Origin of the sequence: Vulcanococcus sp. (genome assembly GCF_044369115.1) — a bacterium.
Lineage (GTDB): Bacteria > Cyanobacteriota > Cyanobacteriia > PCC-6307 > Cyanobiaceae > Vulcanococcus.
In genome coordinates, this window is the sequence record NZ_JBIPMN010000033.1 from 1 (window position 1) to 16,805 (window position 16,805).

The 16,805-nt window shown below is 65.7% G+C and carries 16 protein-coding genes; 10 read left to right on the forward strand and 6 right to left on the reverse strand.

The window, feature by feature from the left end; genetic code table 11:
* Positions 1-398: 398 nt before the first annotated feature.
* On the forward strand, positions 399-782 hold the full coding sequence (locus ACIQ2E_RS03870; protein ID WP_398326435.1) for a hypothetical protein: 384 nt from the start codon (positions 399-401) through the stop codon (positions 780-782).
* Here the strand turns inward: ACIQ2E_RS03870 and ACIQ2E_RS03875 are convergent.
* Positions 757-1,488, reverse strand: coding sequence for a hypothetical protein (locus tag ACIQ2E_RS03875; protein ID WP_398326438.1), 732 nt, complete (start codon positions 1,486-1,488; stop codon positions 757-759). The genes ACIQ2E_RS03870 and ACIQ2E_RS03875 overlap by 26 nt on opposite strands.
* A 44-nt stretch (positions 1,489-1,532) precedes the next feature.
* Here ACIQ2E_RS03875 and mfd point away from each other — a divergent pair, with 44 nt between their 5' ends.
* Entirely contained in the window at positions 1,533-5,114 is a 3,582-nt protein-coding gene (gene mfd / locus ACIQ2E_RS03880) for a transcription-repair coupling factor (protein ID WP_398326441.1), read from the forward strand.
* Between the two features lie 96 nt (positions 5,115-5,210).
* Positions 5,211-5,399, forward strand: coding sequence for a hypothetical protein (locus ACIQ2E_RS03885; RefSeq protein ID WP_398326444.1), 189 nt, complete (start codon positions 5,211-5,213; stop codon positions 5,397-5,399).
* Positions 5,400-5,422: 23 nt separating this feature from the next.
* Here ACIQ2E_RS03885 and ACIQ2E_RS03890 read toward each other — a convergent pair whose 3' ends face one another.
* From ACIQ2E_RS03890 to ACIQ2E_RS03905, 4 genes are all read right to left on the reverse strand, one after another.
* Positions 5,423-6,766 (reverse strand): S41 family peptidase, encoded by a 1,344-nt coding sequence (locus tag ACIQ2E_RS03890; protein WP_398326447.1) that lies wholly within the window; start codon positions 6,764-6,766, stop codon positions 5,423-5,425.
* A gap of 81 nt (positions 6,767-6,847) precedes the next feature.
* Positions 6,848-8,074: a (E)-4-hydroxy-3-methylbut-2-enyl-diphosphate synthase gene (gene ispG / locus ACIQ2E_RS03895; protein WP_398326450.1), complete on the reverse strand. Its 1,227-nt coding sequence runs from the start codon at positions 8,072-8,074 to the stop codon at positions 6,848-6,850.
* A gap of 43 nt (positions 8,075-8,117) precedes the next feature.
* Entirely contained in the window at positions 8,118-8,762 is a 645-nt protein-coding gene (locus tag ACIQ2E_RS03900; RefSeq protein WP_398326452.1) for a uracil-DNA glycosylase family protein, read from the reverse strand.
* A gap of 10 nt (positions 8,763-8,772) precedes the next feature.
* Positions 8,773-9,174 (reverse strand): VOC family protein, encoded by a 402-nt coding sequence (locus ACIQ2E_RS03905; protein ID WP_398326455.1) that lies wholly within the window; start codon positions 9,172-9,174, stop codon positions 8,773-8,775.
* 163 nt (positions 9,175-9,337) lie between these two features.
* Between ACIQ2E_RS03905 and ACIQ2E_RS03910 the strand changes: the two genes are divergently transcribed.
* From ACIQ2E_RS03910 to ACIQ2E_RS03940, 7 genes are all read left to right on the forward strand, one after another.
* On the forward strand, positions 9,338-10,504 hold the full coding sequence (locus tag ACIQ2E_RS03910; protein ID WP_398326458.1) for a pyridoxal phosphate-dependent aminotransferase: 1,167 nt from the start codon (positions 9,338-9,340) through the stop codon (positions 10,502-10,504).
* 83 nt (positions 10,505-10,587) lie between these two features.
* Entirely contained in the window at positions 10,588-11,547 is a 960-nt protein-coding gene (locus tag ACIQ2E_RS03915) for a putative selenate ABC transporter substrate-binding protein (RefSeq protein ID WP_398326460.1), read from the forward strand.
* A gap of 93 nt (positions 11,548-11,640) precedes the next feature.
* A complete protein-coding gene (locus tag ACIQ2E_RS03920; protein ID WP_398326463.1) occupies positions 11,641-11,868 on the forward strand; it encodes a hypothetical protein in 228 nt (75 codons plus the stop codon).
* 109 nt (positions 11,869-11,977) lie between these two features.
* A complete protein-coding gene (locus tag ACIQ2E_RS03925) occupies positions 11,978-12,772 on the forward strand; it encodes an ATP-binding cassette domain-containing protein (RefSeq protein ID WP_398326466.1) in 795 nt (264 codons plus the stop codon).
* Complete coding sequence (locus tag ACIQ2E_RS03930) at positions 12,769-14,310, forward strand: PhnE/PtxC family ABC transporter permease (protein ID WP_398326469.1); 1,542 nt, start codon at positions 12,769-12,771, stop codon at positions 14,308-14,310. Before ACIQ2E_RS03925 ends, ACIQ2E_RS03930 begins: the two co-directional genes overlap by 4 nt.
* Complete coding sequence (locus ACIQ2E_RS03935; protein WP_398326472.1) at positions 14,307-14,984, forward strand: GDSL-type esterase/lipase family protein; 678 nt, start codon at positions 14,307-14,309, stop codon at positions 14,982-14,984. Before ACIQ2E_RS03930 ends, ACIQ2E_RS03935 begins: the two co-directional genes overlap by 4 nt.
* A 117-nt stretch (positions 14,985-15,101) precedes the next feature.
* A complete protein-coding gene (locus tag ACIQ2E_RS03940) occupies positions 15,102-15,893 on the forward strand; it encodes a sigma-70 family RNA polymerase sigma factor (protein ID WP_398326474.1) in 792 nt (263 codons plus the stop codon).
* A gap of 25 nt (positions 15,894-15,918) precedes the next feature.
* Here the strand turns inward: ACIQ2E_RS03940 and ACIQ2E_RS03945 are convergent, their stop codons facing one another.
* Positions 15,919-16,683: a DUF92 domain-containing protein gene (locus tag ACIQ2E_RS03945; protein WP_398326477.1), complete on the reverse strand. Its 765-nt coding sequence runs from the start codon at positions 16,681-16,683 to the stop codon at positions 15,919-15,921.
* Positions 16,684-16,805 lie beyond the last annotated feature (122 nt).

The following is a 16,805-nucleotide window of genomic DNA, read 5'->3' on the forward strand; positions in this document are numbered from 1 at the left end:
ATTCAGGTTCGTCAAAGCTGCTGGCCAGCCCATTGGAGGCGGTCAATCTGATTGGCGCGGAGCCAACAACGGTCACGAAGCGGCCAATAGGCCGGCTTTCTCTCGCTTTTTCAGCAGCCTCCTAGGGACTGCCACAGCTCACGCTTGCCAGCCTTGCGCTGAAGCTCCTTGGGCACGGTGAGACATGCGTACCAGTTCGGGCCTCCGTTGCTCTTCTTCCGTGGCCCTCTACGGCGCCCCATCGCGGACAAACAGACGTTGATAACAGACGTTGTAACAGACGTTGGAGCCGCTGAGAACCGTTGGTACTAGGCTGGTTCTACGTTTTGACCACTGCTGCACTTCAACATGCTGCTGGAGGAGTCGCTGATGAGCCCGGTGGAGGCCTGAGCCAGCCCATGCCCCGCTACGCCCTGCTGGAGCACACCGGCGCCCCGGACGATCCCAGCGGTTGCCACTACGACGTGCTGCTTGAAAACGGCGATCATTGCCGCGCCTGGCGTTTGGCCCGTCAACCCGCAGCAGGGGAGCCCACGCAAGCCGCTGTGGAGCTGCCCCCCCATCGCCTGGTATGGCTCACGCCGCGCAGCGCCGCCGTTTCTGGAGGGAGGGGGTGGGCCCGCGGCATTGCCCATGGCCACTACGCCGGTGATTTGCCCAGCGAAGCCCAGGCCCCAGTGCGTATTCAGCTGCTGGATGGTGCGCTCGCAGGGCGCTTGCGTCTAGAGGAAGGCTTCTGTGTGCTCGAGGGATGCACTACCCCAACCGGCAATGGGCCGTGATCAGCCGAACACCGAGCTGGAGGTTGTTCTGGTTTGCGTAGGCCTCTTCCTCTAAAGCTCGCTCCAAAGCACTGCTGTTGCGGTAGAGGGGTTCTTGGAGATGACGCCGCGCTGCACCCTGCACCTGCCGCGACAAACCGAGCAACTTCGGATGGGCGCTAAGGGCCCCATTGCGACAGCTCTGAGCCACGTGGATGGCTTCATGATTGAGAACACGAGCAAATTCACGGCTGCCTTTGGCAGGAATGTCGGGCCGAATCCGCAGCACCCCCCTGGCCGGATCCCATTCACCGGCCGCGCCCTGCTTGCGCGGCGGGCCGATCAGCACCGTGACACCCGACTGCCGCATCTGCGTGAGCAATTGGCGGATCACCGATCGCTCCATAACGAACGTTGGCGGATCACGCATCAAAGCCTTGATCTGCACCAGCGAGAGGGGCTGATCATCCGGGCGTTTTTGATAGACGTAGCGGGTGCCACCGCCGGGGATCGGCTCTGCCCGCGGCACCCAGGCCTGATCAGCAGCCCCCAGCTGAGCGAAGAGGCCTGACTCGCGCTCCGGGGTGAGCACGAAATCACCACTGGATACCAAGGCTTGGGGGTTAGGGCGCTGCGCCAGACGGCTCAAAGACGCGCCAGCCACCAACAACAGCGCCAGCGCTGCAACCCTGCTCAGGCAACCGAAGCGAGCTGGGGCGCTGGCCATCCACCCATTCTTGCGAGGATGGGCCGCTGTGCCGATTGAGCTCCATGCCCCTCACCGCCCTGGTGCGCCAGCTGCAGCAGGCTCCGCTTACGGGCGAGGTGCTGCAGCGCAGCCAGCGGCCGGAGCGGCTGCGGTTGAGCGGTGCCGGTCGGGGAGCGCGGGCCCTAGTGAGCAGCGCCCTGGCGGCCGCAGCCGAGGCACCCTTGCTGGTGCTGGTGCCCACCCTGGAGGAAGCGGGCCGCTGGGCAGCGCTGTTGGAGCTGATGGGTTGGAGCAGCGCTCAGCTGTATCCCACCAGTGAGGGCAGTCCCTATGAGCCCTTCGATCACACAAGCGAGATCACCTGGGGCCAGCTGCAGGTGCTCAGCGAACTGCTGGATCTGCCCGGCGGTGACGATGGCGCCAAGACAGGCGGCCAGCGGTTGGCGATCGTGGCCACCGAACGGGCGCTGCAGCCGCATCTCCCCCCACCGGCAGCCCTCAAGGCCCAGTGCCTGACTCTGCGGAAGGGCGACACGGTGGATCTCGAGCAGCTGGGCGAAACGCTCACTCGCCTGGGCTACGAACGTGTCACCGCGATCGAGCAAGAGGGCAGCTGGAGCCGCCGCGGCGACATCGTTGATGTCTTCCCGGTATCCGCCGAACTGCCGGTGCGCCTGGAATTTTTCGGGGAGGAGCTGGAAAAGCTTCGGGAATTCGATCCCGCCAGCCAGCGCTCCCTCGATCCGATCGAGGTGGTGCGCCTTACCCCCAGCGGCTACGGCCCGCTGATCGCCGCAGCGCTGCGCGAAACGATGCCCGATGGGCTCGATCAGTTGCTCAGCCCAGAGGCACTGGATCAACTGCTGGAAGGGGGCACACCCGAAGGAATGCGTCGGCTGATGGGCCTGGCCTGGGGTGAACCTGCCTCGCTACTCAGCTATCTCCCCGCCAACACCCTGATCGCCGTGGATGAACGGCGCCATTGCCTGGCCCACGGCCAGCAGTGGTTCGATCACGCCAGCGACCACCACAGCGAAGTGAGCGCCGAGCTGGGCGTTGAGCTGCCGGCGGTGATGCATCGTGCACCCGATCAAGCGCTGGCCACCATCGAGGTCTTCGCCGGCTTCGATCTGGCGGAGCTGCATGAGAGCGATAGCCGTGCCAACAGCTTCGATCTGGCTAGCCGGCCGGTACCGGCCTACCCCAATCAATTCGGCAAACTCGCCGAGCTGATCAAGGGCTTCCAGCGCGACAAGGCCAAGGTGTGGCTGCTCTCCGCCCAGCCCACACGGGCCGTGGCGTTGCTGGAGGAGCACGACTGCATCAGCCGCTTCGTGCCCAACCCGGGCGACATTGCCTCCATCGATCGGCTGATCGAGCAAAACACACCTGTTGCCCTGAAAACCAAGGGCACCGCTGAGCTGGAGGGGTTGCAGCTGCCGGCCTGGAAGCTGGCGCTGATCACAGACAGGGAATTCTTCGGCCAGCAATCGCTCACGGCCACGGGCTATGTGCGCCGCCGCCGCAAGGCCGCCAGCCGCACGGTGGATCCCAACAAGATGCGGCCCGGCGATTTCGTGGTGCACCGCAACCACGGCATCGGCAAGTTCCTCAAGCTCGAGAAGCTGGCGATCAGCGGTGAATCGCGCGACTACCTGGTGGTGCAATACGCCGATGGCCTGCTGCGAGTAGCCGCCGATCAGCTGGGAAGTCTCGGCCGCTACCGCGCCACCACCGAGCAGCCGCCCGATCTCAACCGCATGGGCGGCACCGCCTGGAGCAAGGCCAAGGAGCGAGCCCGCAAAGCCGTGCGCAAGGTGGCGCTCGATCTGGTCAAGCTCTACGCCGAGCGTCACCAGGCCGCGGGCTTCTGCTTCCCCGCCGATGGCCCCTGGCAAAGCGAACTGGAGGAATCGTTCCCCTACGAACCCACGCCCGATCAGCTCAAGGCGATCGCCGATGTGAAGCGCGATATGGAGAAGCCCCAACCAATGGATCGATTGGTGTGCGGCGATGTGGGTTTCGGCAAAACCGAAGTGGCGATCCGCGCGATCTTTAAAGCGGTGACGGCCGGCAAGCAGGTGGCGATGCTGGCGCCCACCACGGTGCTGGCGCAGCAGCACTGGCGCTCGCTGTCGGAGCGCTTTGCGCCCTATCCGATCAAGGTGAGCCTGCTCAACCGCTTCCGCACCGCCGGCGAACGCAAGGCGATCCAGGAAGGGCTCGGCGAAGGCACGGTGGATGTGGTGGTCGGCACCCACCAACTGCTTGGCAAGAGCACCACGTTCAAACAGCTGGGCCTGCTGGTGGTGGATGAGGAGCAGCGCTTCGGCGTGAACCAGAAGGAAAAGATCAAGGCCCTGCGCAAAGACGTCGACGTGCTGACGCTCTCGGCAACCCCGATCCCGCGAACCCTCTATATGAGCCTTTCGGGTGTACGCGAGATGAGCCTGATCACCACGCCTCCGCCGCTGCGCCGTCCGATCAAAACCCACCTCGCCGCGTTAGACGAAGAAGCGGTGCGCAGTGCCATCCGCCAGGAGCTGGATCGCGGCGGCCAGATCTTCTACGTGGTGCCGCGGGTGGAGGGCATCGAAGACGTTGCTGAAGGATTGCGGCTGATGATCCCGGGCCTGCGGCTGCTTGTGGCCCACGGCCAGATGGCCGAGGGCGAGCTGGAGAGCGCCATGGTGGCCTTCAACGCCGGCGAGGCCGATCTGATGCTCTGCACCACGATCGTGGAGAGCGGTCTCGACATCCCGCGCGTCAACACGATCCTGATCGAGGACGCCCACAAATTCGGCCTAGCCCAGCTGTACCAGCTGCGTGGCCGGGTGGGACGCAGCGGCATCCAGGCCCATGCCTGGCTGTTTTATCCCGGTGATGCCTCGTTGAGCGAGGCGGCGCGGCAGCGGCTGCGAGCCATCCAGGAATTCGCCCAACTGGGCAGCGGGTACCAGCTCGCCATGCGCGACATGGAGATCCGCGGCGTGGGCAACCTGCTGGGGGTGGAGCAGAGCGGCCAGATGGAAACCATCGGCTTCGACCTTTATATGGAGATGCTCCAGGAATCCCTCGCCGAGATCCAGGGCCAGGACATCCCAGCCGTGGACGACACCCAGATCGATCTGCCGATCACTGCCTTCATCCCCGGCGACTGGATCGCCGACAATGACGAGAAGATGGCGGCCTACCGCGCCGCGGCCGACTGCAGCAGCACAGATGCTCTGCTGCAGCTGGCCACCGACTGGGTGGATCGCTATGGAGCGATCCCGGCGCCGGTGATCTCCCTGCTGCAGCTGATGGAGCTGAAGCTGCTGGCCAAACGCTGCGGCTTCTCACGCATCAAACCGGAGAAACCCAACATCGCGCTGGAAACACCGATGGAGGAGCCGGCTTTCCGGCTGCTGCGCCAGGGGCTGCCCCAGCACCTGCATGGGCGGCTGGTGTTCCAGGCCGGCTCCGGCACCACCTCCAAGGTGCTGGCCCGCGGCCTCGGGGTGCTGCCGATGGAAAAACAGGTGGAGGAGCTGATGCATTGGCTCAAGCAAATGGCCGAGCAGATCCCCGGCTCCGATGGCCTCACCGATGCCCAGCGCACCGAGCGGATCAAGGCCAAAAACGAGGCTGTGCTGACGGTTTAAAGCCAAGCCAGGGCAAGGCCTGGCTCCGGATCACGCCAGGCCTCTCAGACGCGCAAAAGTCCGTTACAATTGTGAGAACTTCTGTTAAGGGCTCTCATGGGCGCTGGTCTGGGCGAGGTGATCGATCTGGGTTCCAGCTTCGGCGGCGGCCTGAGCCTGATTTCCTCACTGGTGGGCCTCATTGCTCTCGGTGTGTTCGCCCTGCTGCAAGGAGATGCCGGCAACGATGACGACGATTCCACTCCTGGTGGCGGCCTGATGCAGCCGGTGGGCAGCGCCGCCTGAGCCCCATGAATCAGGCGGCAGCCTCAGCGGCTGCTGCCTGCTCCATTCAGTGCTGCTGGAACGTTGGCGCTGGCCGGGTTGTAGAGCTTGGCCTTGGTCACACCATGGCTTGCTTTCACCTGCTTGAGCAGGGTGGACTCGGCAGTGCGGTACTGGCTGTCCTTGGCGGTGCCGAGATCTTCGAGCCGCAGCTTCTGAGCTTCCTGGGCCGTGAGCTTGGCGCGCACATCCGGGTCGATGCCGTGCTTATGGATATCACGGCCATTCGGGGTGAGGTACTTGGCAATGGTCACGGTCATGCCGGAACCATCGGAGAGGCCGCGCACCGATTGAACGAGGCCCTTGCCGAAGGTCTTCTCACCCACCACCACAGCGCGGTGATTGTCCTGCAGAGCGCCAGACAAGATTTCACTGGCGCTGGCTGAACCTTCATTCACCAGCACCACCAGCGGGCGCTGGGTGAGAGCACGACCATTGGCGCGCTTGGTGTCCTGAATGCCGTCGCGGGTTTTGGTGGAAACGATCACCCCCTCATCCATCCATTGGCGCGCAATGGCGATGCTGGCCATCAGCAAACCGCCGGGATTGCTGCGCAGATCGAGCACATAACCCTGCACGTTCTCGCCCTCAAGCTTCTTGAGGGCATCCGCCATATCTTTGGCGGCATTGGCGTTGAACTGCTTGAGGCGGATGTAACCGATGCGGGTGCCATCGGCCGTGGTGTTCACCTGGCTGTCAACGGCGTGCAGCTCGATGCGGGCGCGCACCAGCGGTGCCGCCACCACCTTGCCGTCGCGGCGCAGCTGCAGATTCACAGTGGTGCCGGCCTGACCGCGGATCAGCTTCACCGCGTCCTCGGTCGACATGCCCTTGGTGCTCTTGCCGTCGATCGACAGGATCACGTCTTTGGGCATCACACCGGCCCTGGAGGCGGGAGAGCCCTCGATCGGGCTGACCACCACCAACTCCTTGGTGTCTTTATCGAGGCTCAGCTGGATGCCCACCCCGGTGAGTTCACCGGAGGTGTCGATCTGCATCTCCTTGAACTCACGCGGATCCATGAACCGCGTGTAGGGATCATCCAGGCTGGCGAGCATGCCGCGGATGGCTTCGTAGCTCTCCTTTGAGCTGCCATAGGTTTTGGAGAGAACCTGGCGGCGCAAGTTGCGCCATTTCTCTGGCGTGTACTTGCCGTTGATGTCCAGGTAGTCGCGGAAAACGATCTGCCAGGTCTGATCAATCACCTCCTTGGGGCTATCGCTGACCAAGGAGGCGGCACTGGGTGCCAGCAGTGGCGGCAGGGCCATGGCCCCGAGCGCACCCACACCCACCAGCACCAGGACCCGCTTACCCCGAATGCTGCCCATCAACGAGCTCCTGAGCCCTTGCAATGAACTCAAACTAGCCCCTGATTCGGGCCTGGGAAGGAGGGAAAACCGGAGAATCCCTCAGGGATCCACCCAGCGGCCATCATCCTTGATCAAGGCAATCAGCGCCTCCACACCTTCGGCCTCCGGCACCCGGCGAATTTCGTCGCGGCCGCGGTAGAGGGAAATCACCCCCGGGGTCTTGCCCACATAGCCGTAATCGGCATCCGCCATCTCGCCAGGGCCGTTCACAATGCAGCCCATCACGGCAATGTCGAGGCCGGTGAGATGGGCGGTGGCACTGCGCACCTTGTGGAGCACCTCCTCCAGGTTGAACAGAGTGCGGCCGCAGCTGGGGCAGCTCACGTACTCCACCATGGTCTTGCGCAGGCCCAGGGCCTGGAGGATGGAATAGCAAACCGGGATCTCCTTCTCCGGCGCCTCCGTGAGCGACACGCGAATCGTGTCGCCGAGGCCTTCGCTGAGCAGGGTGGCGATGCCGGCGGTGCTCTTGATGCGGCCGTAGTCGCCGTCACCGGCTTCGGTCACTCCCAAGTGCAAGGGGTAGTGGAAGCCTTCGGCATCCATGCGATCGGCCATCATCCGGTAGGCGGCCAGCATCACCGGCGCCCGCGACGCCTTCATCGAAATCACGATGTTGTGGAAGTCGAGCCGGTCGCAGATGCGGATGAACTCGAGCGCACTCTCCACCATCCCCAGGGGGGTATCGCCGAAGCGGAACAACATCCGCTCGGCCAGGGAGCCATGGTTCACGCCGATGCGCAGAGCCTTGTCCTGCTGCTTCAGCAACTTCACCAGCGGTTCAAACGTTTCGGTGATGCGATCACCGATCGCCGCAATCTCCGCATCGGAAAACTCCGTGCGGTTGGGATCGGGCTTGTCGAACACGAATAGGCCCGGATTGATCCGCACCTTGTCGACGTGCTGGGTCACCTCCAGGGCAATCTTCATGCCGTTGTGGTGGACATCGGCCACGAGGGGCACCGGCTTGTAGGTGCTCTCCAGCCGCTGGCGGATTTCACCCATCGCCTTGGCATGGGCCAGCGACGGCACCGTGACCCGCACGATCTCGCAACCCGCCTCATGCAGCCGGCGGATGCCGGCGGTGGCGCCTTCGACGTCGAGTGTGTCCTCGTTGATCATCGACTGCACCACCACCGGGTGATCGCTTCCCATCCACAGATCGCCGACGCGCACGCTTCGGGTCTTGCGGCGGCGGATCACCGTGTCGTAACGGGGATTGTTCGCTGCCTCAGTTACCGGATCGGAAGCCAGAGAGGCGGTCATGGCAGCAGCGCGCGCAAGGGCCGAAGAGGTTGGCGCAAGCCTGTCACAGCGAAGCGGTCAATTGGGCCAGACGCCGCTGCACATCCTGGAGGTCGTGCCAGGTGAGCCATTTGGGTGACCCCCGCTCCTTGGAGGCGTTGCGCAGCAAATAGGAGGGATGGAGGATCGGCATCAACCAGCGCCCCTCCAGGCTGCCCCCCTCACCGCGGCGCCACTGGCCCCGCAACTTGGTGATCCCGCCCTTGATGCCCAGCAGGCCCTCCACCGCCGTGGCACCAGCCAGCAGGATCACGGGCGGATCCACCAGCGCGATCTGCTGATCCAGCCAGGGGCGGCAGGCCGCCATCTCCAGCGCTGTGGGCTTGCGGTTCTCCGGCGGGCGGCACTTCACGATGTTGCAGACGTAGGCATCGCGGTTGCTATCGATGCCAACGCTCTCGAGCATCCGATCGAGCAGCTGACCGGAGCGCCCGACAAACGGCTTGCCCTGCTCGTCTTCCTGGGCGCCAGGCCCTTCGCCAATCACCATCAGCCGGGCCTGGGGATTGCCGCGGCTCACCACCACCTGGGTGCGGCTGCTGCCCAGGCCGCAGCGCCGGCAACCGCCGCAGGCCTCAGCCACCCGCGCCAGCTGCTGTTCCTGCTCGCCCGCCGACAGGCTGGTGGTGGTGGGCGGAAACATCGTCATGGCGGCGACTTTATGCAGCGCTCACCAGCAGCAACAGGCCATTGCCCTCGGGATCCAGCAGCCACACTTCACAGCCAAAGGATTCCTGCCGCGGCTCTTCGCAGCGCTGGGCACCCAGCGCCAGCGCCTGCTCCATCCACAGTTCCAGCGCATCGCGATCCCCCGGCCGTTTGAGGCACACCGCTAGCCGTCCACGCCCCTGTGGCAAGGGCCGCTGGCGGCTCGGGCGATACAGCTCAAGACAACCCATCCCCGGCAGCTGCACACGCCAATGGGCCGTGCTGAAACCCGGCGAAGCGGAAACTTCCACCAAGGCGGCATAGAACGCTGCAAGAGCTTCAGGGTCGTCGGCGGCAAGCACCAAGGCCGCCGCCACCGGCTTCATCAGATGCAACAAGGCCGGATCAGACACGGTGAATACCAGGCTGGCCACTACCAAACAGTGTGCGCTGAACGCTTGCGCGGATACGGAATACGGCAGGATGAACACCACACCGGCAAAGCCCCGCGGCGTTGCCCCTTTCGTCGCTGCGCCGATGCTGCGCCCGCCCTCTCAGCGCACCCTTCAGCGCAACATGACGCTGTCCGCCCGGGCCGAGGCTCTTCAGCCTTCCCTCACCCTGGCCATCGCCGCCAAAGCCAAGGCGCTCAAGGCCGAAGGCCACGACATCTGCAGCCTCAGCGCCGGCGAGCCGGATTTCGACACCCCTTCCTTTATTTGTGAGGCCGCGGCCGCGGCCTTGCGCAACGGCCAGACCCGCTATGGCCCCGCTGCCGGTGAGCCAGCCCTGCGGGAGGCGATCGCCGCCAAACTGAGCCGCGAAAACCAGGTGCCCACCAGCGCCGAACAGGTGCTGGTGACCAACGGGGGCAAGCAGGCGCTCTACAACCTGTTTCAGGTGCTGCTCGGCCCCGGTGACGAGCTGCTGCTGCCCGCCCCCTATTGGCTGAGCTACCCAGAGATCGCCCGCCTGGCGGGTGCTTCCGTGCGGCTGCTACCCAGTTCCGCCGCTGAAGGCTTCCGGCTCAATCCCACTCAGCTGGAGGCCGCCATCACACCGGCCAGCAAGTTGCTGGTGCTCAACAGCCCTAGCAACCCAACGGGGATGGTGCTGAGCCGCCAGGAGCTGGAGGCCATCGCCGCAGTGCTGCGCCGCCATCCCCAGGTGGCGGTGGTGTGCGATGAGATCTACGAATTCCTGCTGGCCCCTGGCCATCAACACCACAGCTTGGCGGCTGTGGCGCCGGATCTGGCCGAACGGGTGTTCAGCGTGAATGGCTTCGCCAAGGGTTGGGCGATGACGGGCTGGCGCATCGGCTGGCTGGCTGGCCATGCCGATGTAGTGAAGGCCGCCATCGCCCTGCAGAGCCAGAGCACCAGCAACGTGTGCAGCTTTGCCCAGTTCGGAGCCCTCGCTGCCATCGAAGGCTCCCGCGACTGCGTGCACGCCATGGCGGCGCAGTTCAATGAGCGCCGCCAATTGCTAAGCGATGGTCTGCAGGCCATCAGCGGGCTGCAGTTGCTTCCTCCTGAAGGTGCCTTTTACGCCTTCCCGGATGTGAGCAGCACCGGCATCGACTCGATGACCTTCTGCAACCGACTGCTCGATGAGCACGGGCTTGCGGTGGTACCCGGTGTTGCCTTTGGCGATGACCGCTGCATCCGGCTCTCCTGCGCAGCCGCCAACAGCACCATCGAGGAAGGGCTCCGCCGGCTGGAGCGCTTCATCCAAAGCTTTTAGGCGCCCGCCCAGACTGAACAGCCCACAGGGAGAATCAGGGAGCAACTGTTGCGGTGATACCGCAACTGATTCCGCATCTGAGCATGTTCAAATTCCCCCAACGCGGCCGAGAACGTTCGGCCGCCGTGCTGGCCGGCATCAGCCTGGCCCTAGCTCCGGCGGCCCTTCCCGCACTCAGTCCGGCGCTGGCTCCCCTGCCGGCCGTGCAGGCCCAGCAAAGCAGCAAACCGGTGCTGCGCATCGGTGCCATTCCCGATCAGCAGCCGGAGAAGCTGAACCGGCTCTACGGGCTCGTGGCCAATGAGCTGAGCAAACAACTCGGGGTGAAGGTGCAGTATGTGCCCGTCACCAACTACGCCGCAGCGGTGAGCGCCTTCCGCACCGGCAACCTCGATCTGGTTTGGTTCGGTGGTCTCACAGGCGTGCAGGCCCGCCTGCAGAAGCCCGGCGCCAAAGTTCTCGCCCAGCGCGACATCGACGCCTCGTTCCACACGATCTTCATCGCCAATACCAGCAGCGGGCTGAAGCCGGTCACCAACGTGCAGGGGCTGAGCCAGCTCAAGGGCAAACGCTTCACCTTCGGTTCCGAAAGCTCCACCTCCGGCCGCTTGATGCCGCAATACTTCCTCGGCCAGGCCGGGGTAAAACCCAATCAGTTCGCCGGCGGCGCCCCGGGCTTCAGCGGCAGCCATGACGCCACCATCGCCCTCGTGCAAAGCGGCGCCTACGAAGCCGGCGCTGTGAACGAACAGGTGTGGCGCTCCAGCCTCCACAACGGCAAGGCCAACCGCTCCAAGGTGATGGCGATCTGGAAAACACCGGGCTATCCCGATTACCACTGGATCGCTCAGCCCGATCTCGACAAGCGCTTCGGCAAGGGCTTCACCAACCGAATCCAGAAGGCGATTCTGAGCTGGCGGCCGAGCGATCCAGAGCAGAAGCAGATCCTCAGCCTGTTCGGGGCGCAGCAGTTCACCGGTGCCAAGGCCAGTGCCTACAGCCGGATCGAACAGGTGGGGCGCCAGGTCGGCCAGATCCGCTGATCCCGGGCGTCTGAGGCCAGCAGGCAGCAGAATCGAGGGGCATTCCGATCGTGGGGCACCTGTGCGCCCCTCGCCCGCGCCCCTCACGTCCCGATGACGCTGCTGCTGGATCTGGTGCTGGTGGTGGCCGGGTTGCTGCTCTGGCAGCGCAGTTGCAGTGAGGGCGACGATGTGTGGGTGCTGTTCCTGCGCTCGCTGGCGGCCATCGACCTGGCCGTGATCGCCCTGGGTAATGGCGTGCTCTGGTTGGAGATCCCCTTGCTCGTGCTGGCCCTCACCCTGCCCTCGGTGAAGCAAATCGAAGGGGAGGAGAGCCGCTGATGAATCCCCGCGGGCCCGACATCATCGAGCTGATGCTCGTGGGGCTGATCCTGGCGCTGCTGGCCTTCCGCTTCAGCACGCTCTAGGCCGGCAGGCACAGTGGGAAGCCATGAGCAACCCCGGCCTCAACGCGAGCGTAAGCCAGCCCAGCCCAGTGCTGGAGCTGCGCAACGTGACAGTGCCAGGCCGGCAGCTCCCCCGCCTGGAGGGCATCCATCTACGGCTTGAGGCTGGTGAGCGGGTGGCACTGCTGGGGGCGAGCGGCGCCGGCAAGAGCACTCTGCTGGCAGTGGCGAATGGCCTGCTGCAACCGGCCCAGGGCGAGGTGCATTGGAGCGGCGAACGGCGGGCACGCAGCGCCCGGGCCCGGCGCCGCCAGCAGGCCCGCATCGGCACCCTCTGGCAAGACCTGCGCCTGATCGAAGAGCTCAGCGTGCAGCAGAACCTCAACTGCGGCCGACTAGCCAGCTGGGGCTGGCCGCGGGCACTGCTCAACCTGCTCCTGCCCCTGGAGAGCGAGGCCTGCGCCCAGGCGCTGCGCCAGGTGGATCTCGACCCCCATCTGCTCAGCCAATCGGTGGGCGAACTCTCGGGCGGCCAACGGCAACGGGTGGCCATCGCCCGCTTGCTGCGTCAGCAGCCGCAGCTGCTGCTGGCGGATGAACCGCTGGCCAGCCTTGATCCACGCCTGGCGCAGGAGCTGCTGCAGCTGCTGTTGGCCCAGGCCGCTGCGCCGCGGGCGTTGCTGTTGAGCCTGCACAGGCCCGATCTGCTGCAGGGCTTCGATCGAGTGATCGGCTTGCGCCAGGGAAAGATCAACTGGAACCGCCCCGTGGCGCAGCTCCAAAGCGCAGACCTTGAAGCCCTCTACGCCGGCATCGCAGAGCCCAGCCTCGCCCGATGAAACCCGCTGCGCCACTGCTGCTGCTGTTGCCCGCGCTGGTGCTGTTGCCGCTGCTGGTGTTGCTGCCGGGGCTGGTGCATGGCGGCGGCTGGGATCTGATCGGTCAGTTTCTGCTGGCTGCGGTGCAGCCCTCCACAGATCCAGTGGTGCTGGAGTCGCTGCTGCGGGGCCTGGGAGTGACCGCAGGCATGGCCCTGCTGGGCTGGTGCGCGAGCCTGCTGATCGGCATTGCCGCAGGCCTGGCCAGTTCCCGGCTGCTCTGGCGCACCCTGATCGGCCACAGCTGGCCGGCCGAAGGCATCCGGCGTCTGCTGGCGATTCCGCGCTCGATCCATGAACTGATCTGGGGCCTGCTGCTCCTGCAGGTGATTGGCCTGCAACCGGTGATTGCCGTGATCGCGATCGCCATTCCCTACGGGGCCCTGGTGGCGCGGGTGGTGAGTGATCTGCTCGACAGCCTCAACGAACGCAACCTGCAAGCCCTCATGGCCGCCGGCACGGCCCCGCCCGCAGCGCTGCTCTCGGCGATGGGACCACCGTTGTTGCCAGGCTTGATCAGCTACGGCGGCTACCGGCTCGAATGCGCCCTGCGCAGTGCCACGTTGCTGGGGGTGTTTGGCCTTGGAGGCCTGGGGAATGAGCTGATGCTCACCCTGCAATCGCTGCAGTTCCACGAACTGTGGAGTGGTCTCTGGCTGCTGCTGGCAGTGATGTTGAGCCTGGAGGCGGTAATCGGAGCCCTGCGGCGGCGCTGGGGCATGCCAAGCCGCTTCAGCCTGCGGGCGGCCGGCGTGGGGCGCCGGGGCCGGGAGCTGGTGCTTGCTGGCCTGCTGTTGGTGCCGCTGGTGTTCGGGGTGGGACGAGCCCTGGCCATCGAACCGGCAGCACTGCTGCATTGGCAGGCACTGCCACCCTTGGCCCCTGGCGGCTGGCAAGAAGCCCTGGCCCTGCCCTGGCCTTCGCTGGTGTTCAACACAGTGCTGCTCACGCTGCTGGCCGCATCGCTGGCGGTGGGGGTGGCACCGTTGCTGTTGCTGTTGATGGCCCCATGGCCTTGGGGGCAACGCCTGCTGCAGCTGATCTGGGCCATCGGTCGGCTGTGGCCGCCGCCGCTCACGGCCCTGCTGCTGCTGTTTGTGCTTAAACCCGGGGTGATCACAGCCGCCTTCGCTCTCGGCTTTCACAACCTCGGAATCCTGGGGCGCCTGTTGCTGGAGGGCTACGAAGCGGCCGGGCCCCAGCGGCAGGAGGCCCTGGGTTGCAGTGGCTCCGGCCCACGCCTGGCTGTGCTCTACGGACGGTTCAGCGGCCTGGCGCGCTCTTACCTGGCCTACGGCGCCTACCGCGCCGATGTGATCCTGCGCGAAACAGTGGTGGTGGGCCTGGTGGCGGGCACAGGCCTCGGCAGCCAGCTCAACCAGAGCCTGAGCGCTTTTGCCTTTGATCAATTGCTGCTGCTGCTGGTGGCGTACGCGGCGCTCACCCTGCTGGGGGAAGATCTCAGCGACCGCGCCCGCCAACGGCTGCTGCTGCAATGAGTCTTCCGATCCCCCGCAAGCTGATCGTGTTGGGCGACAGCGGCGTGGTGGGCTGGGGTGATCCGGAGGAGGGCGGCTGGTGCGAACGCCTGCGGCGGCACTGGATGGGGCTTCCCAATGGCCCCGTGCTCTATCCGCTGGGGGTGCGCGGCGATGGCCTGGAACGCGTGGCGGCACGGCTTCGCAGCGAGGTGAGCTGCCGCGGCGAACTGCGCCGCCAACACCCCCAGGGGGTCTTGCTGGCCATGGGCCTCAACGATTCCGCCCGCGTCGGCCGCGTGGATGGCCGCCCGCAGCTGGATGCTGATGGCTTTCTGTTTGGTCTGCAGCAGTTGCTCATTCAGGCCAAAACGCTCGCACCGGTGCTGGTGGTGGGGCTCACGCCTGTGGATGAGGCGGTGATGCCTTACGCCGATGTGCTCTGGTACCAGCTCGAGCAGGTGCGCCGCTACGAAGCGCTGCTGGAGGAGGCCTGCTTGGAAGCGGATGTGCCGTTCCTGCCCCTGCTGAACGGACTGTTGCAAGACCCCGCATGGCTGCAATGGCTCTGCAGCGACGGGATCCACCTCAACAATGAGGGGCACCGCCAGGTGTATGAGCGCGTGCGCCACTGGCCGGCGCTGTTGGAGTGGGCCGATCTGCAACCGCTCGGGATCACCAGCGTGAGCCACTGAGCACAAGGCCAGCCAGAGGGGCCTCCCTCATCCGGGGGAGCCATGATCCACCGGCAAGGGGAGGCAGCCACCGGCCGAGGCGAACGAGCGTGAAAACACGCAACCGCTCCATGCCCAATGCACTCCTTCGAGCCCCGCGCCGACTTCAGCCAGCGCAATGCCGCCCTGATGGCGGCTTACCAGCAGTGCCGCAGCACCGCAAACCGCAACGCTCTGATCCACGCCAACCTGCCGCTGGTGTGGCGGGTGGCGCGCCAGGAATCCCAACGCAGCGGCCACAGCTTCGACGACCTCAGCCAAGAAGGCTGCCTGGGGCTGATCAAAGCGGTGGAGCGCTTTGATCCCAGCCGCGGCCTCAGTCTCAGTACCGCCGCCGTGCCCTGGATCCGGGGTGCGATTCGCCACTACCTGCGCGATCGCTCGCACCCCATCAGCGGCAGCCATCACCTGCTGGATCTTTACCGGCGGGGCCAGGCCCTGCAGGTGCAGCGCCAACAGCAGGGCCTGCACCCCCTGCCCGCCGCGGCCCTCGCCACTGAGCTGGGCTGCAGCCTCGAGCGCTGGGAGCTGGCCCTGGCGCGGCGGCGCAGCTTGCAACTGGCCAGCCTGGAGCAACCCCAGTTTGATGACGATGGCGAGCTCTCGTCCTTGGTGGAGCAGCTGCGCGATACCCGCGTGCACGAGCGCTACGCCCGGGTGATCGGCTGGGAGCAGCGGCGGCACCTCTGGCGTGTTCTGCGCCGGTTCGAGCGCCAACAGCGGCGCTTGATCCTGGCGCGGCTGCTGCAGAACCTCACCTGGCGGCAGCTCGCCCAGGGCAGTGGCCTGAGCCCAAAGGCCATGCAACGTCGCGGTGAACGCCTGCTGCTCGAGCTGCGCCATCAGCTCAATCCCCTGCTGAGCCACTGAGGAGGTCAGCCCCAAGCCCCAGGGCTCAGCCCAAGCCCAGCCACTCCGCCGCCGCCATGGCCACCACGGCGGCGATCGTGGTTTGCAGCGCGTTCACCAGCTCATTGCTGAGCCAAACGCAGCGCTGCTGCAACCCCGCACCGATCAGGCTTTCCAGCAGGGTGGCCAACAAACCCACCAACGTGACAAGCCACCAGGCGCTTGCACCTTGCAAGAGGCCAAGCTGCAACATCACCAGCGCCATGAGGCCACTGCCCAGCAGGCTGGCGGCGGTGCCTTCCAGGGAGATCGCCCCCTCGGTACCGGGAGATACCGGCTTGAGCGTGGTGATCAGCACGGTGTGGCGGCCCCATCGCTTACCGATCTCGCTGCCGAAGGTATCGGCCAACTTGGCACTGAAGCTGGCGGCAAACCCGAGCTGCAGCAAGGTGACAGGCGCTGATGGCAGCAGGCTGAGCAGCGCCAGGGCTGCCCCGGTGGCGGCAGATCCCCACACGTTTTCGGGGCCGCGGCGGCCGCCGCGCGATTCCGCCAGCCCCTCGGCCTGCTTGCGGCGAAAGCCAAGCCGGGTCACCAGCGAGCCAAGGCCTAGGTAGAGCACCACAGCCCACCAGCCAGGCCAATCCAAGCTGCCCAGCAGCAGCGTGCCCAAGATGCCGGCATGCACCCAACCCGAGCGCGTGAGCAGGGGCAGGCGCTGGGCCATGGCGATCAGCGCCGCATTGATCAGCAGCGCGAAGGCCCAGTGCTGCAGCCGATCACCACTGAGCAGAACCTGAAGCTCCAGCATCCCCAGCAGGCCCGCGCAAGGCCGACGCAACACAGGCCCCAGCTCAACACAACCGCGCCCGCTTCTGTTGCACTGCCCTAAGGGACAAGCCTGTAAGCGCCTCTGGCAACGGATAATCCAGC

What these genes read in the sequence shown, in the direction of transcription:
- mfd (WP_398326441.1), top strand. Translation starts at nt 1,533, where the DNA reads ATGCCCCTCACCGCCCTGGTGCGCCAGCTGCAGCAGGCTCCGCTTACG.
- ACIQ2E_RS03940 (WP_398326474.1), top strand. Translation starts at nt 15,102, where the DNA reads ATGCACTCCTTCGAGCCCCGCGCCGACTTCAGCCAGCGCAATGCCGCC.
- ACIQ2E_RS03930 (WP_398326469.1), top strand. Translation starts at nt 12,769, where the DNA reads ATGAAACCCGCTGCGCCACTGCTGCTGCTGTTGCCCGCGCTGGTGCTG.
- ACIQ2E_RS03875 (WP_398326438.1), bottom strand. Translation starts at nt 1,488, where the DNA reads ATGGCCAGCGCCCCAGCTCGCTTCGGTTGCCTGAGCAGGGTTGCAGCG.
- ACIQ2E_RS03890 (WP_398326447.1), bottom strand. Translation starts at nt 6,766, where the DNA reads ATGGGCAGCATTCGGGGTAAGCGGGTCCTGGTGCTGGTGGGTGTGGGT.
- ACIQ2E_RS03900 (WP_398326452.1), bottom strand. Translation starts at nt 8,762, where the DNA reads ATGACGATGTTTCCGCCCACCACCACCAGCCTGTCGGCGGGCGAGCAG.
- ACIQ2E_RS03910 (WP_398326458.1), top strand. Translation starts at nt 9,338, where the DNA reads ATGACGCTGTCCGCCCGGGCCGAGGCTCTTCAGCCTTCCCTCACCCTG.
- ACIQ2E_RS03920 (WP_398326463.1), top strand. Translation starts at nt 11,641, where the DNA reads ATGACGCTGCTGCTGGATCTGGTGCTGGTGGTGGCCGGGTTGCTGCTC.
- ispG (WP_398326450.1), bottom strand. Translation starts at nt 8,074, where the DNA reads ATGACCGCCTCTCTGGCTTCCGATCCGGTAACTGAGGCAGCGAACAAT.
- ACIQ2E_RS03935 (WP_398326472.1), top strand. Translation starts at nt 14,307, where the DNA reads ATGAGTCTTCCGATCCCCCGCAAGCTGATCGTGTTGGGCGACAGCGGC.
- ACIQ2E_RS03945 (WP_398326477.1), bottom strand. Translation starts at nt 16,683, where the DNA reads ATGCTGGAGCTTCAGGTTCTGCTCAGTGGTGATCGGCTGCAGCACTGG.
- ACIQ2E_RS03925 (WP_398326466.1), top strand. Translation starts at nt 11,978, where the DNA reads ATGAGCAACCCCGGCCTCAACGCGAGCGTAAGCCAGCCCAGCCCAGTG.
- ACIQ2E_RS03915 (WP_398326460.1), top strand. Translation starts at nt 10,588, where the DNA reads ATGTTCAAATTCCCCCAACGCGGCCGAGAACGTTCGGCCGCCGTGCTG.
- ACIQ2E_RS03885 (WP_398326444.1), top strand. Translation starts at nt 5,211, where the DNA reads ATGGGCGCTGGTCTGGGCGAGGTGATCGATCTGGGTTCCAGCTTCGGC.
- ACIQ2E_RS03870 (WP_398326435.1), top strand. Translation starts at nt 399, where the DNA reads ATGCCCCGCTACGCCCTGCTGGAGCACACCGGCGCCCCGGACGATCCC.